Genomic DNA, 13,544 nt, shown 5'->3' on the forward strand with positions numbered 1-13,544 from the left:
CTTCGGGTCACACCGACCTCGATCAGCGGCGAGAATCGACCAAGGACGCCCGCCCCAACGGGACCGGCCCCTGAACACGCACCGCCGCACCCGGCCAACTGACGTGGAGCCGCCGATGACCACCGCACGGGACCTAGCGATCGTCGCCCTCGATGCGGCCGCCGCCAAACCGGTGGAGCAGGGCGATCTCTCGCTCGCGCTCGCGGCAGCCGAGGTGTTCGACCTCCTCGACGCCCACGCCCTCGTCCTGGACGGCGAGCGCATCCTCCCCAGCGCCCCCTCCCCCACCGGTGACCGCCTGCTGGACGAGGCCGCCGAGTCGCTCGTACGGCAGGAGCCGTACGAGTCGGTCGAGGACTGGCTGTGGCGCCGGGGCCGGGGGCTGTCCACGGCCTACGTCGACGACCTGGAGCGGAGCGGGCTCACGACCCGGCAGCGCGGTCGCCGGATCCCGCTGCGGACCGGGCGGACGGAGCTGGTCGACTCGCCGGCCCGGCGGCAGGCCGAGGAGCGCTGGGCGGCGGGCGAACCCGTCCTCACCGCCCTGGCGGCGGCCGCCGGGATCGGTGACGAACCGGACGGTGAGCCGGCCGAGGAGACGGCCACCGTGCTGGCCGCGGTCGGGGACGCGGTGATGGAACTGGAAGCCGTGCGCCAGCGCAAGGTCATCGAGGACGCTGCCTTCGACAACGTCTGGCGCGGCTACTAGGAGCCGTCGGCGCCGAGCAGTGCCCGGCAGTTGTCCCACAGGGTGCTCAGGCGCTCGGGGCTGTTGTAGAGCTTGGCGAACATCACCTGGCCCTCCAGCTGGGCCACCACCGCCCGCGCCGCCTGGCGCGCGTCGGCCACGGTGACCTCGCCGCGGTCCCGGGCCTCAACGACGACCGCTTCGACCATGTCGACCTGCGCCTCGAAGATCTCCTGCAGCCGTGCGCGCACGGGCTCGGCGTGGTTGCTCAGCTCCAGAGCGAGGTTCCCGAACAGACAGCCCGCCACCGTGCCGCAGCCCTCCTGGACGGCGCGCTGGCCGGCCTCGGTCTGCTCGAAGAGTGCGCCCAGCCGCCGCAGGGGGTCCGCGTCCGTCCCCAACGCGCTGTCCCAGTCACGCCGTTGGGCCGCCCAGTGCTCGTCGACGACGGCGAGGGCGAGGGCCTCCTTGGACTCGAAGAAGTAGTAGAAGCTGCCCTTCGGCACCCCGGCCGCCTTGCAGATCTCGGCCACGCCCAGCGCCGAGTAGCCGCGCCCCTCGATGAGCGAGCGCGCGGCACCGAGAATCTTCTGCCTGGCGTCACTGGTACGTCCCACACAGCGAGTGTACGAAGGTACTGGACCGGTCGGCTATCAATGGGGCCGTCTCGGCCGTCACAGCACCGGGAGCCCGTCGGCCTCCCGTCGCTCCAGACGCCCGACGAGTTCCGCCGCAGCCGACTTGATGGTCTCCAGGCCGGTCTTTCCCCAGGTCCGCGGCTCCACGTCGGCCGCGCACACCGTGCCCAGCACCATGCCGGTGGAGTCGATGAGCGGGGCGCCCAGATACGAACGGATGCCGAACTCGTCGACGACCGGGTTGCCCGCGAACCGCGGGTAGTCACGGACGTCCTCCAGGACCAGCGCCTTGCGCCGGACGACCACATGGGGACAGAACCCATGGTCGCGCGCCATATGACGGCCCAGTTCGGGCTTGGCCTTCTCGCCGTCCGACGGGGGCCGGGCCGCCGGAATCCTGAGGCCGGCGAAGAACTGCCGGTGCTCGCCGAGGAAGTTGACCATCGCGTACGGCGCCCCCGTGCGCTCGGCGAGCCGCTCGGCGAAGGCGTCGAGCGCGGGCTCCGGGTAGTCCCCGAGCCCGAGTCGGCGCAGCCTTCGCGCCCGGTCCGGGGCCTCCTTGTCCTCCGGGGTGAGCAGCAGTCGACCGGCAGGGCGCGGTGGGTCGTAGCTCATGGGCGGCCGTCGCTGTGGACGTCGGTCATATGCGGCTCCGTAGTGGTGTGTGCGAGGGTCACATGTGGGCGCCGTGGCTCGGCGCGGGCGCCGGGCTGTGGGCGATGAGATGCCGTACGAGGGTGAGCAGGGTCTGCACCCCCGAACTGGAGATCCGGGCGTCGCAGCGCACGATCGGGATCTCCGGCGGAAGGTCGATGGCGGCTCGGACCTCCTCGGGGTCGTACCGGTACCCCCCGTCGAACTCGTTGATGGCGACGATGAATCCGAGGCCGCGCTGCTCGAAGAAGTCCACGGCCGCGAAGCAGTCCTCCAGTCTGCGGGTGTCGGCGAGGATCACCGCGCCGAGCGCGCCCTCGGAGAGTTCGTCCCACATGAACCAGAACCGCTCCTGTCCGGGCGTGCCGAACAGGTACAGAACGTGTTCCGGATCGAGGGTGATCCTGCCGAAGTCCATGGCCACCGTCGTCTCGACCTTGTTCTCGATGCCGTCGAGGCTGTCGGTCGCGGCGCTGACCGTGGTGAGCAGTTCCTCCGTGCTGAGGGGAGCGATCTCGCTGACCGCGCCCACGAAGGTCGTCTTGCCTACCCCGAACCCTCCCGCCACCAGGATCTTCAGTGCGGTGGGGAAGGGATCAGAGCTGTCGTCGTAGTCCATCGAGCACTGCCTCCAGAAGAGCCCGGTCAGTCGGGTTGTGGGTGAACTCGGGTGGCTTGGTGGTCAGCGCCCCGCAGTCGACGAGGTCGGACAGCAGCACCTTGGTGACCACCGCCGGCAGCTTGAGATGGGCGGCGACCTCGGCGACCGAGACGGGCGCGCGGCACAGGTCGAGCGCCTGCGCGTGCTCGGGGCCGAGGTAGCCGATGGGGGTGGCACCGGTGGCCATCACGTGCGACAGAAGGTCGAACGCGATGGACGGCCGGGTGCGGCCGTTGCTGACCGTGAAGGGCCGCACCAGCCGCCCGGCCGCGTCGTCGAGCCAGGGCCCGTCGCCGACCGCCGCCACGCTCAAGGCCTCATCGCCGGGGAATCGACGGCGTGCTGCCGGGGCGCGGTCACCAGGTAGGGGCGCACGCTCTTGACGAGCATCGCCATCTCGTAGCCGAGCACGGCGGCGTCGGCCTCGCGTCCCGCCAGGACGGCGAGACAGGTACCGGAGCCGGCGGTGGTCACGAACAGCAGTGACGAGTCGAGTTCGACGACGACCTGGCGGACGTCTCCGCCGTCGCCGAAGCGGACGCCCGCGCTGCGGCCGAGGGAGTAGAGGCCGGAGGCCAGGGCCGCCATGTGGTCGGCGCTGTCCCCGTCGAGCCCGTGGACCGACTTCACGAGCCCGTCGCAGGACAGCAGGACCGCGCTGTTGGTGTGCGGCACGCGCTGCACGAGGCCGCTCATCAGCCAGTCGAGGTCGGATACATGGCCGGTCGGCGCTTCGCTCGCCATGGTGGATCGACTCCTTGAGGTACGAAGGTCTGCGGGAGCGCTGGGGGGTGGGGTGAACGCGGGGGTGGTCATCCGGCGGGTGCGCTCCCGTCGTGCCGGGGGGTGGTGCGGTCGTGATCGAGGCCGTGCACCTCGGTTATGTGGGGCCGCTCCATGGGGGTTGCGTCAGGGGCGGCGGCATCGGTCGTGGGTGCGGCCTCCGTGTGGCTCGCGTCCCGGTCGAAGTCGAAGTCGAACGAGGCGGACGGAGAGGGGGACGAGGTGGGGCCGAGCTCCGGAGGGGCGGCTGCCGAGAGGCCGATGTCGGTGGTGGGCGCTGCTGTGTGGGCGGCGTCCATGTGCGTAGGGCCCGGTGTCGCCGTGTCCGTGTGGGCCGCGTGAGCCGTGTGGGCCGAACCCACGTGGCCGGCCTCCCTGCGCGGCGACGGCAACGGCAACGGCAGTGACGTGGTCGGTTCACCGCCCTCCGTCTCCAGGTGCTGCTGGGCCTCGGCGAGGCTGATCCCGCGCTGGAAGGCCGCCATCAGTCCCGGGTCGTGGCCCGCGGGGCACTCGGCTTCCTGCCGGGGCGCCGGTCCACCGCGCAGTTGGGGCGCGATGTGCTCCTGGGCGCGGCGCCGGGGCAGTTGGGGCTTGCCCATGGTGCCGCGCACGGTCCCGGTGCGCGGGACGGGCGGCGCGGTCACGTGCTCCGCGACCAGCCGCCGGTCGTCGGGCCTGATCCCGGGCACGGCGTCGGCGGGAGTGGGCCGCGCCCCACGGGCCCCGCGCACGGGCAGCGGCGCGGGACGCCCGGAGTGCGCTCCACCTCCGTTCAGGGCGCCCCCACCACCGGGCCGCCGTTCGGTCTCCGTGCCGTTTCCACCGGTCAGGGGCCAGCTCTGCGATGAGCCGCCGGACACCTGGCCACCGCCACCCGGTACGCCCCCGCTGCCACCCGGCGACGACCCGGCAGCCCCGTCGGACCGGCCCTCACCAGGCAGGGATCCGCCCTCACCCGGCAAGTGCTCGCGCTCGTCCGGCACGCTCCCGCCACTGCCCGGTGCCCCCGAACTGCCGTTCAGGAAGCGCCAGCCACCACTGGGCAGAGGCTCGCCGCCACCCGTTGCGCCTCCGCCACCGCCGGGCGCGCGGCCACTCCCGTTGAGTCCCGGCCCATGGCCACCGCGTCCGTGCCGGGCGCCCTGCGGCACCACTGCGCCGCCCTTCGCCGTCGGCGCCGCACTGCCGTTGAGACCGGGCTCCGTACCCCGCGGCTCCGCGGACGCTCCCCTGTGCCGTGGCTCGTGCCCTGGCCTCGGATGACCAGTTCCCTGGGGGGACACGGCCGCCCCCGTGATCTCCGGCTGCGCACCGACCGCTCCCGGCGCCGACCCCAGCAGCGCCTGCGGCACGACGAGAACCGCCTGGACGCCGCCGTAGATGTTGGTCTGGAGCCGGACATGGATTCCGTGCCGCTTGGCGAGCTGCGAGACCACGAACAGCCCGATGCGCCCGTCCGCCAGCAGACTCGCGACGTTGACCTGGTCCGGGTCCGTCAACAGGGCGTTCATCCGCTGCTGTTCGGCGAGCGGCATGCCGAGCCCGCGGTCCTCCACCTCGATGGCGAGCCCGGAGGTCACGAGGTTGGCGCGCAGCAGCACTTGGGTGTGCGGCGCCGAGAACACCGTGGCGTTCTCGACCAGTTCGGCGAGCAGATGGATGACGTCGGCGACGGCGTGCCCGCGCAGTGTGCCGTCGATCGGCGGCACGAGCTTGACCCGGGAGTACTGCTCGACCTCGGCGATGGCGGAACGCAGCACCTCGGTCATCGAGACGGGGTTGCTCCACTGCCGGCGCGAGACGGCGCCGCCGAGCACGGCGAGGTTCTCGGCGTGCCGGCGGATCCGGGTGGCGAGGTGGTCGACGTGGAAGAGCCCCTTGAGCAGGTCGGGGTCCTCGATCTCGTTCTCCAGCTCGTCGAGGATCGAGATCTCCCGGTGCACGAGCGACTGAAGGCGCCGCGCCAGGTTGACGAAGACCTCCAGCTTCTGTTCGCTGCCGGCCTGGCTGGAGAGCTGTGCGGCCTGGACGACGGCGGTGACGGCCCCGTCGTGGGCGCGGGCCAGGTCGGCGGCGAGCAGGTCGAAGTCGTCGGCGTTCTCGGGCGGGCCGGTGCCCGGGCCGCGTCCCGGCGGCAGCTCGCCGCGGCGCAGCCCGTCGACCAGGGCCCGCAGGTCGGCCTCGCGGCGGGCGCTGCTGCGGCGCAAGGCGCCCACGCGGTCGCTCACCGTCTTCGCGGCGCGGTCGGCCGCCACGGCGGCGATGGCGACGGCCACGAAGGCCACCGAGACGGCGCCGGTCAGCACACCCCACAGGATGAGTCCGGGTTGGGCCCCGGTGGAGCGAACGGTGAACAGGACGGCCGCGCAGCCGCTGAGGGCGACCGCGATCGGCGGCAGCACGGCCAGTCGCAGCAGTTGCGGCCGTATGTGCGTCTCGGGCAGTGAGGGGGTGGGGCGGGCGACGGGCCGCCCGTGCCGCCCGCCCTCACGGCGGTCTGCGCGTGCGGCCGGTGCGCGGAGGTGAGACATCGGTGTCCTTGTACTGGTCCGTCGGTCCTGTGGGCCGGAGGGCTCCGGGCCGGCCGGCCCGGGTCGGCGGGCTCCGGCGGGCGCCCCCATGGGCTTCGGGGCGGATTGCCGGGCGGCTTGCGCGACGGCATGGTCGTCGGTCACCGGCGCGTCGCCTCCCTCCTCCCCGCGCCTCGGCTGTGCGCCGTGGGCATGCGTCATGGCGTACCGGTCGAGAGACCGAAGACTTCAACCCCTCGTTGCCCGGCGGACACTCACAGTAGTCGCCAACGCATCATGTGCGAGCGGCAGTTGACAAACTCCTCCGCGGAGCGTCCCGCTCTGGTATGAGGACTCGCACGACAGACCGACAAGCCGACCGGCCTCGCCTACCCGAACGAGTGAATACCGATCAGCCCTGGTCAGAACCGGTCACGCGCGACCGGCGGGGCCCAGGGCCTGCGCGCGCCTCAATCGCCGCGAGGACCCGTTCCCGGGGTGCGGCGGACCCCCCGGCCCCCCTCAGGACCCTTGGCCCAAGCCTTCCGGATCGTCACTGAACGTGTCGGTCTACCGCCGCGCCGGACCGCCTGTGGCACCCAGCCACAGGCGGTCCATCGGCACCCCCTGCGCGTGACCGAGCCGCGGACTGCCGACCTGTCCGCCCGCCGCCCTCGGGGAGGACGTCAGCACCCCCGGCAGGACCGACACCCCCGGGCCCGGCACGGGTCCGCACACCGCACATCCCGACTTCGCCGCCGTCCAGCGCGATCCGGGGCCCGCCATCAACATCGTGCGGCTACGGCCGTCTCCTGACCGCAGCCCGCCTTGCTCCTCACCGCAGCCCGCCCCGGCCGGACGCGGCGCCCGGAGGACGGTGCCGCGCCCATCGAAGCCGAGGCCCGAACACGAAAAGGCCCGGACCCCACCGCCCGACGCGCCACCCCACCCCCGGCCTCCACCAGCAGCGGCAACGGCACAGGCACCGGCACCGGCGCCGGCACCCGCCTCACCTCACCGCTCAGCCACCGGCTCCCGATCCACCACAGTCGTGGGCATCTCGGCCCATCCCCCGGCCGGCGCCCTCGCCACCCCCCGCCACCAGGGATCGACCACTGGCGTCGCCCCCGGCTCGAACGGCTCTCCCGGCCGAGGCGTGGCCATGGCGACCCCGGCCTTGTGGGACAGCAGCATCGTCCGCTCCGCGGGCTCCACCCAGGGATGCGTCGCGAGGTTGAACGTGCCCCAGTGGATCGGCAGCAGCACGCCTTGCGCCGCGTCCCCGCCCTGGAGGTCCAGGTGGGACCGCACCGCCTCCTCGGGCGTCATGTGGATGTCGGGCCAGAACTCCGAGTAGGCGCCGAGCTGGATCATCGTGGCGTCGAAGGGCCCGAAGGCCGCGCCGATGTCCTTGAAACCGTCGAAGTACCCGGTGTCACCGCTGTGGTAGATCCGGTGCTCGCCGCCGGCGACGACCCAGGACGCCCACAGTGTGTGCTGGGTGTTCCGCAGCCCCCGTCCGCAGAAGTGCCGGGCCGGGGTCGCCGTCAGCGTCAGCCCGGCGACCTGGGTCGACTCGTGCCAGTCCAGCTCGCGGAGCCGGTCCGCGGGCACTCCCCAGTGCTCGAGGTGGGCTCCCACCCCGAGCGGCACGGCGAAGACGGTGTCCGTCCCGGCCAGTTCCTTGATCGTGGGCATGTCCAGGTGGTCGTAGTGATCGTGGGAGACGACGACCACGTCGACCGGGCCGAGCGCGGCGAGCGGCAGGGGCACGGGGTGCAGCCGCTTGGGCCCGGCGAAGGGGAAGGGGGAGCACCGCTCACCCCAGACGGGATCGAACAGCACCCGCCGCCCGTCGATCTCGGCGAGCACGCTGGAGTGCCCCATCCAGGTCAGCCGCAGGCCGGTGGCGGGTGGCTTGGAGAGGTCGGCGAGGGTGGTGGCATGCACCGGGATCCGGCCTTCCGGGGCCCGCTGCTTTCGGCCGTCGCCGTCGAAGAAGTCCTTGGCGAAGTCGATCGCCGACCCCTCGGGCCGGGTCCGGGCGGTCCCACCGGGGTTCTGGAAGACACCGTTCTCGAAGTGGGGGGATCTGCGGATGCGCGCCAGGCGCTCACCGCTCGGGTCCGCTCCGAAGGCCGCGGGCTGCAGCGCGCGGAGCCCGGAGCTCAAGGGACGGAAGCCGGTCACGGTACCTCCAGGTGGAGTCGCTGAGGCATCCATTATGGTCCGCCCCACTGACAGTGCCGGGGTCTGTCCGGTCACACGGAGAAGGACGCCGTCGCGACGGATCGCGTTGACAGAGCGCACCCGGCTGCCAATACTGACTCCCCGTTCAGTAGCCGCCCCACCACCGGAGCCCGCGTGACCACCCCCTTGCTGTCGCTCACCTGGACCGACCACGTCACCGGCCGCCAGGGCTTCCTGGTCGTCGACCGGCTGGTGCGGGGTGTCGCCAGCGGCGGCCTGCGGATGCGTCCGGGCTGCACGCTGGACGAGGTCGCCGGGCTGGCCCGGGGCATGACCATGAAAGAGGCCCTGCACTACGACCCCGCGGCGCGGTACGTCCCGCTGGGCGGGGCGAAGGGCGGCATCGACTGCGACCCCCGGGCCCCGGAGGCGTACCCCCTGCTCGTGCGCTACCTGCGCGCCGTGCGGCCGTACGTCGAGAGCTTCTGGACGACCGGCGAGGACCTCGGTCTCAGCCAGGACCTGGTGGACCGGGCGGCGGCGGAGGCAGGTCTGGTCTCCTCGATCCAGGCGGTCTATCCGCTGCTCGACGACGAGGCCGCGGCGCGGCGGCGGCTCGCGGACGCGTTCGCCGTGGAGGTGGACGGCATCGGACTCGACGAGCTGGCGGGTGGCTGCGGGGTGGCCGAGTCGGTGCTCGCGGCTCTGGACGCGGCCTCGGTGCCGTACGCGGGCACGCGCGTGGCCGTGCAGGGCCTAGGCACCATGGGCGGGGCCACGGCCCGTTTCCTCACGCGCGCGGGGCTCACGGTCGTGGCCGTCGCCGACATCAAAGGCACCGTGTACCACCCCGCGGGGCTCGACGTGGAGGCGCTGCTGGCGGCCCGGGACGCCCACGGCACCGTGGACCGCTCGGCCCTGCGCCCCGCCGACCGCGAACTGCCCGGTGATGCCTGGCTGTCGCTCGACGTGGAGGTACTCGTGCCGGCCGCGGTCTCGTACGCGATCGACACCGGCAACCAGGAGCGGATCCGGGCCCGTTGGATCGTCGAGGCGGCCAACATGCCGGTGCTGCCCGCGGCGGAGGCGCTGCTGGCCGCGCGCGGGGTGACCGTACTGCCGGACGTGGTGGTCAACTCCGGGACGAACGCATGGTGGTGGTGGACCCTCTTCGGGGACATCGGAGCGGACGCGGACGAGGCCTTCACCCACATACGACGTTCCATGCGCGGCCTGGTCGAGCAGTTGCTGGCGCGTGCGGAGGCGGACGGCACCTCGCCGCGCGCCGCCGCGCACGCGCTGGTCGCCGACCGGTTGCCGGTGATCGCGGAGCGGTTCGGCCGGTACCGCTGACCTGGCCCGTCACGCGGCGCCCCCAGGGGGACGGATTAGGGTGAGCCCGTGGCGAGAGTGCGGTTGACAGTGGCCGAGCGGCGCGAGGAGCTGCTGCGGGCCGCCATCGAGCAGATCGAGGCGCGGGGCGTGGCGGCCGTCAGGATCGCCGACGTGGCCGCGGCGCTCGGGGTGAGCAGTGCCCTGGTGCTCTATCACTTCTCCACGAAGGAGAAGCTGGTCGCCGCCGCGTTCACCTACGCCGCCGAGGAGGACCTGGCCCGTCTGCGCAAGCTCCTCGGCCGTCGCACCAGCGCCCTGCGCCGGCTCCGGTCGGCCGTGCGCTGGTACGCCCCGACGGGCCAGGCCAAGGGCTGGCGGCTGTGGATCGAGGGCTGGGCGGTGGCCCTGCGCGAACCGGCGCTCCAGGAGGTCACCCGCGACCTCGACCGACGCTGGAAGGCGGCGCTCACCGAGGTGATCGCCGAGGGCGTGGCCGCGGGCGAGTTCCCCTGCCCGGACCCGGAGGCCAGCGCGCTGCGCCTCACTGCGCTCCTGGACGGCCTGGCGGTCCAACTGACGTCCTACGCGGGCGCGGTGGCCAGGTCGCGGGCCCAGGAGTGGGTGGACGAGGCCCTGGCGCGGGAGCTCGGGCTGGACGGCGCGGGGCCCGCCTGACAGCGGCACCCGGGCCGGGCCGCCCGGGTGGACGACCCGGCCCCGGACGCCGGGCGAAACCCGCCCCGACCGGTCCGGGACCCGCAGGGCCCGGTTGGCCAGGGTGCTCGAACCGCGGGCGTGCCGCACCAGCTCGCGCCCTATGTCACCGACGGCCGGTTCAAGCCACCTTGGCGATGCGCGTCTTGATGTCGTCCGGCGACAGCACACCCTTGGCGGTCACATGGTCCCCGGAGGACTCCCCCCGCAGCCGGCGCCCGATCCACGGCACCAGGAACTCACGAGCCCAGTGCACGTCGTCCCGCCGCACGTCCAGCGGCCCGCGAGGGGGAAGCGGCGGCCAGGGCTGGTCCGGGTCCGCCGGGACCTCCAGGCCCAGTACCTGTCCCGCGCGCAGGGCCACGCGCGTGTGCCCCTCGGGAGAGAGGTGCAGCCGGTCGTTGTCCCAGGCCCGCCGGTCCTGGATGGTCTTCAGGGACCACAGGTCGAGCACCGGGCATCCGTACCGGTCGGCGACGGCCCGCACATGCCCGTTGTACGTGGCGATCTTGCCGCGCAGATGCTTGAGCACGGGCACACCACGGGTGTCGAAGCCGGTCGTCACCATGACGGTGCCGCACGCCTGCGTGAGCCGGGCGATGGCCCGCTCGAAGCGTTCGGCGACCTCGTCGGGGTCGGTGCCGGGACGGATGATGTCGTTGCCGCCGGCGCAGAACGACACCAGGTCCGGTGCCAGTTCGACGGCCTGCGGAAGCTGGTCCTCGACGATCTGGTCGAGCAGCTTCCCGCGTACGGCGAGATTGCTGTACCTGAAGTCGCCTTCGGGCCGGCGGTCCGCGAGAAGTACCGCGAACCGGTCGGCCCAGCCGACGAACGCCCCGTCAGGGCCGGGGTCGCCGACGCCCTCGGTGAAGCTGTCCCCCACCGCCACGTACGACCCGATCACTGAGCTGCTGTCATTCTTCGAATCGTCTGCCACAGCCGTTCATGATTCACCTTCGAATGTGACCTACGCGACCGTAGGAAGGACTTGACGGGCGGTGAGATAAGCCACTCCTAAAGTGTTGGCCAAACTAGGAATAGCCCTCTCATCAGGAATGTTGACGCTGCGACCGCCACACCCGGAAGTCACTGATCCGGAAGTGGCTCCAGGTGGTACGGAACGCGAAGTGCCCCCTCGTGTAAGGCTCCGGGTCGGTGTAGTCGAAGACGAGCCGTCCGTTGTTCCACCACTGCACCCGGGAGCCGTCGGAGACGATCCGCACCCGGTTCGGCTCGTTCGCGACCAGCAGCGGCTCGGTGTAGTCGTAGATCAGCGGCCGCACACCGGATTCCCCGACGTAGCGGCGCAGCCGTGTCGTGGTGTTGTAGTTGGCGCCGTAGCCGGAGTAGTACGTCTTCAGGTAGTCGTACTCCGCGAGCGCCCCGCCCCGGGGGACGGCGAAGAGGTCGTCGGGGGACCGGACGTCGACCGCGTTCCAGAAGTTGTTCAGGTCGGACACCCGGTCGTTGACCCCGCCCGCGGACACGGGCGTGGCGGTGTACTCCACGACGTACGGTCCGGCGAGCGGCTGTCTGAACCAGATCGTCGCACCGGCCGGCACGTCGACCTCCAGGATCCCGCGCCGCGCGGTCACCGTGCCGCCCTGCTCCAGTTCGACGGCCCAGCGGCCGAGGCCGTGGCGGAAGTCGTCGTGCGCGAGGAGGCGGCGGTGGCGGGGCGAGGCGTTCGCGGCGGCCGCGGGGGCGAGGGCGGCCAGGGCGGCGCCGGCGGCCAGGGCTCCGAAGGCTCTGCGCGTGGTCGTCATGGCGGACGGTTCCTTCCGGGAGGGGGATGAACTCCGAAGCCGTTAGAAAGCGCTTGCGCGGCAACGGAGTTCACTGTGCCCCGCCCCTCCCTCCCCTGTCGACGCTCCGAGCGCACCTGCCACAGGAACGCAACGAAGCGATCATGACGACACGAACACGCCCGGGCGGCATCGCGCTCCCACCCGAACGGCGAAACGCCGCAACACCGAAGGCCGGACCCGGGGATCGGGGTCCGGCCTTCGGTGGCACAGGGGGGCGTCGTCAGCCGACGGCGACGCCCTTCGAGCGGAGGTAGGAGACCGGGTCCACGTCCGAGCCGTAGTCCGGGGTGGTGCGGATCTCGAAGTGCAGGTGCGGCCCTGTCACATTGCCGGTCGCACCGGAGAGGCCGATCTGCTGGCCCCCGGTCACGGTCTGGCCGGCCGAGACGGAGAGCTGGGAGAGGTGGGCGTACTGCGCGTAGTAGCCGTCGGCCAGCTTGATGACGACCTGGTTGCCGTAGGCGCCGCCCCAGCCCGCGGAGACGACCGTGCCCGCGCCGACGGCCTTGAGCGAGGTGCCGGTCGGGACGACGAAGTCGACGCCGGTGTGGTAGCCGCTGGACCACATGCTGCCCGCGACGCGGTAGCCGGTGCCGATGGTGGCGCCGCCGACCGGGAGGGTGAAGCCGCTGGAGCTGCCGGTGTCGGAGCTCTGGGTGGCGGTCGTCGACTTCGAGGACGACTGCTTCGGCTCGGCCTTCTCGGTCCTCGCCGAGGAGGAGGATCCGGTCTTCGCCGTGCCCGCCTTGGCCTTCTTGCCGATCGAGAGCTTCAGGCCGGGGTGGATCAGCGACGGGTCGTCACCGACGGCCGCGCGGTTGTCGGCGTACAGCTTCTTCCAGCCACCGCTGACGTTCTGCTCGTCGGCGATCTTCGAAAGATAGTCGCCGGCCCGCACCGAATAGGTGCGCACCGTCGAGGTCTTGGCGGCAGCCTTCTTTTCGGCGGACTTCTGCGCCACGGGAAGTGACTGAACGACCTTTTCCGAAACGGACTGCGGGGTGGCGGCGTGCGCGCCGGTGGCTCCCATGAGCGGAAGGGCGAGCGCGGCACCCCCGGTTCCGGCGACGGCGATCGAGCGGGTGAAACGCTGGGACTTCGGACGGCGGTGCTTACCCTTCGCGGGCATGACGAATTCCTCTCCGGCGCCTGCGAGGTGAGCTGTCGGGTGCGGGCTGGAGATGCCCGGCCGCGCCGAGACGCGACTTAACCCCAAGCCGTTCCGGAGACCGGAACAGGCGGTGATACCTGTGGGTCCCCCGCTCCTGCCGTGCACGGGTGAGTGAGTGTGGGGAATCCGTTCGGCGGCAGGATTGGGCGTCCGACCGGATCGGTGGCGAACGTAAACGAGCAAGACGCAAAGGGACAAGTGAGAGGTTGCCCGTGCAGTCGTTTCTCTTGATCCCCTATGGGAATTACCGGTCACCCTGCGTGAATCGGACGGCCTTGATGCGACTGAATTCCCTTGTTGAACCTGTGAATTACGTGAACATGACGGGCGACACACCGTCACGGCTATGACGCTCCTCACGTCACGAATTCACAGGAACCCTCACC

The 13,544-nt window shown here is 72.0% G+C and carries 13 protein-coding genes and 1 riboswitch; of the genes, 3 read left to right on the forward strand and 10 right to left on the reverse strand.

All coding sequences use genetic code 11. The annotated features are described in order from the left end of the window. Nucleotides 1-115: 115 nt before the first annotated feature. Nucleotides 116-709 carry a GOLPH3/VPS74 family protein gene (locus AQI94_RS15290; protein ID WP_031052050.1) on the forward strand — a complete coding sequence of 198 codons (594 nt, stop codon included), beginning with the start codon at nucleotides 116-118 and terminating at the stop codon, nucleotides 707-709. Here the strand turns inward: AQI94_RS15290 and AQI94_RS15295 are convergent. The 7 genes from AQI94_RS15295 to AQI94_RS15325 form a co-directional block, all read right to left on the reverse strand. Beyond that, nucleotides 706-1,305, reverse strand: coding sequence for a TetR/AcrR family transcriptional regulator (locus AQI94_RS15295; protein ID WP_031052047.1), 600 nt, complete (start codon nucleotides 1,303-1,305; stop codon nucleotides 706-708). The two genes, AQI94_RS15290 and AQI94_RS15295, sit on opposite strands and share 4 nt — an antisense overlap. A 57-nt stretch (nucleotides 1,306-1,362) precedes the next feature. After that, complete coding sequence (locus AQI94_RS15300; RefSeq protein ID WP_031052044.1) at nucleotides 1,363-1,941, reverse strand: GAF domain-containing protein; 579 nt, start codon at nucleotides 1,939-1,941, stop codon at nucleotides 1,363-1,365. A 58-nt stretch (nucleotides 1,942-1,999) separates the two neighbouring features. Further along, on the reverse strand, nucleotides 2,000-2,599 hold the full coding sequence (locus tag AQI94_RS15305; RefSeq protein WP_007386183.1) for a GTP-binding protein: 600 nt from the start codon (nucleotides 2,597-2,599) through the stop codon (nucleotides 2,000-2,002). Next, nucleotides 2,577-2,948, reverse strand: coding sequence for a DUF742 domain-containing protein (locus AQI94_RS15310; RefSeq protein ID WP_031052041.1), 372 nt, complete (start codon nucleotides 2,946-2,948; stop codon nucleotides 2,577-2,579). The genes AQI94_RS15305 and AQI94_RS15310 overlap by 23 nt, the downstream gene beginning before the upstream one ends. 2 nt (nucleotides 2,949-2,950) lie before the next feature. Further along, a complete protein-coding gene (locus AQI94_RS15315; protein ID WP_031052039.1) occupies nucleotides 2,951-3,385 on the reverse strand; it encodes a roadblock/LC7 domain-containing protein in 435 nt (144 codons plus the stop codon). Nucleotides 3,386-3,453: 68 nt separating this feature from the next. Beyond that, entirely contained in the window at nucleotides 3,454-5,958 is a 2,505-nt protein-coding gene (locus AQI94_RS15320; protein WP_062229764.1) for a sensor histidine kinase, read from the reverse strand. Nucleotides 5,959-6,951: 993 nt separating this feature from the next. Then, nucleotides 6,952-8,127, reverse strand: a complete 1,176-nt coding sequence (locus AQI94_RS15325) for an MBL fold metallo-hydrolase (RefSeq protein ID WP_031052712.1) — start codon at nucleotides 8,125-8,127, stop codon at nucleotides 6,952-6,954. A gap of 174 nt (nucleotides 8,128-8,301) precedes the next feature. On the opposite strand from AQI94_RS15325, the gene AQI94_RS15330 reads away from it, so the two are divergent. Together AQI94_RS15330 and AQI94_RS15335 are read left to right on the forward strand one after the other, a co-directional pair. Then, nucleotides 8,302-9,480 (forward strand): glutamate dehydrogenase, encoded by a 1,179-nt coding sequence (locus tag AQI94_RS15330; RefSeq protein ID WP_031052714.1) that lies wholly within the window; start codon nucleotides 8,302-8,304, stop codon nucleotides 9,478-9,480. A 48-nt stretch (nucleotides 9,481-9,528) separates the two neighbouring features. After that, nucleotides 9,529-10,137, forward strand: coding sequence for a TetR/AcrR family transcriptional regulator (locus AQI94_RS15335; protein ID WP_031052718.1), 609 nt, complete (start codon nucleotides 9,529-9,531; stop codon nucleotides 10,135-10,137). A gap of 160 nt (nucleotides 10,138-10,297) precedes the next feature. Here the strand turns inward: AQI94_RS15335 and AQI94_RS15340 are convergent, their stop codons facing one another. The 3 genes from AQI94_RS15340 to AQI94_RS15350 all read right to left on the reverse strand — a co-directional run bounded on the left by AQI94_RS15340 (nucleotide 10,298) and on the right by AQI94_RS15350 (nucleotide 13,116). Further along, nucleotides 10,298-11,083, reverse strand: coding sequence for an SGNH/GDSL hydrolase family protein (locus AQI94_RS15340; protein WP_031054000.1), 786 nt, complete (start codon nucleotides 11,081-11,083; stop codon nucleotides 10,298-10,300). Between the two features lie 145 nt (nucleotides 11,084-11,228). Continuing rightward, entirely contained in the window at nucleotides 11,229-11,945 is a 717-nt protein-coding gene (locus AQI94_RS15345) for a DUF6250 domain-containing protein (protein ID WP_062229765.1), read from the reverse strand. Nucleotides 11,946-12,207: 262 nt separating this feature from the next. Beyond that, nucleotides 12,208-13,116 carry a M23 family metallopeptidase gene (locus AQI94_RS15350; protein WP_031036657.1) on the reverse strand — a complete coding sequence of 303 codons (909 nt, stop codon included), beginning with the start codon at nucleotides 13,114-13,116 and terminating at the stop codon, nucleotides 12,208-12,210. 4 nt (nucleotides 13,117-13,120) lie between these two features. After that, nucleotides 13,121-13,278, reverse strand: a riboswitch (cyclic di-AMP (ydaO/yuaA leader). Between the last annotated feature and the right edge of the window lie 266 nt (nucleotides 13,279-13,544).

Origin of the sequence: Streptomyces pseudovenezuelae (genome assembly GCF_001513955.1) — a bacterium.
GTDB classification, from domain to species: Bacteria; Actinomycetota; Actinomycetes; order Streptomycetales; family Streptomycetaceae; genus Streptomyces; species Streptomyces pseudovenezuelae.

What these genes read in the sequence shown, in the direction of transcription:
- AQI94_RS15320 (WP_062229764.1), bottom strand. Translation starts at nt 5,958, where the DNA reads ATGTCTCACCTCCGCGCACCGGCCGCACGCGCAGACCGCCGTGAGGGC.
- AQI94_RS15290 (WP_031052050.1), top strand. Translation starts at nt 116, where the DNA reads ATGACCACCGCACGGGACCTAGCGATCGTCGCCCTCGATGCGGCCGCC.
- AQI94_RS15305 (WP_007386183.1), bottom strand. Translation starts at nt 2,599, where the DNA reads ATGGACTACGACGACAGCTCTGATCCCTTCCCCACCGCACTGAAGATC.
- AQI94_RS15350 (WP_031036657.1), bottom strand. Translation starts at nt 13,116, where the DNA reads ATGCCCGCGAAGGGTAAGCACCGCCGTCCGAAGTCCCAGCGTTTCACC.
- AQI94_RS15315 (WP_031052039.1), bottom strand. Translation starts at nt 3,385, where the DNA reads ATGGCGAGCGAAGCGCCGACCGGCCATGTATCCGACCTCGACTGGCTG.
- AQI94_RS15300 (WP_031052044.1), bottom strand. Translation starts at nt 1,941, where the DNA reads ATGAGCTACGACCCACCGCGCCCTGCCGGTCGACTGCTGCTCACCCCG.
- AQI94_RS15345 (WP_062229765.1), bottom strand. Translation starts at nt 11,945, where the DNA reads ATGACGACCACGCGCAGAGCCTTCGGAGCCCTGGCCGCCGGCGCCGCC.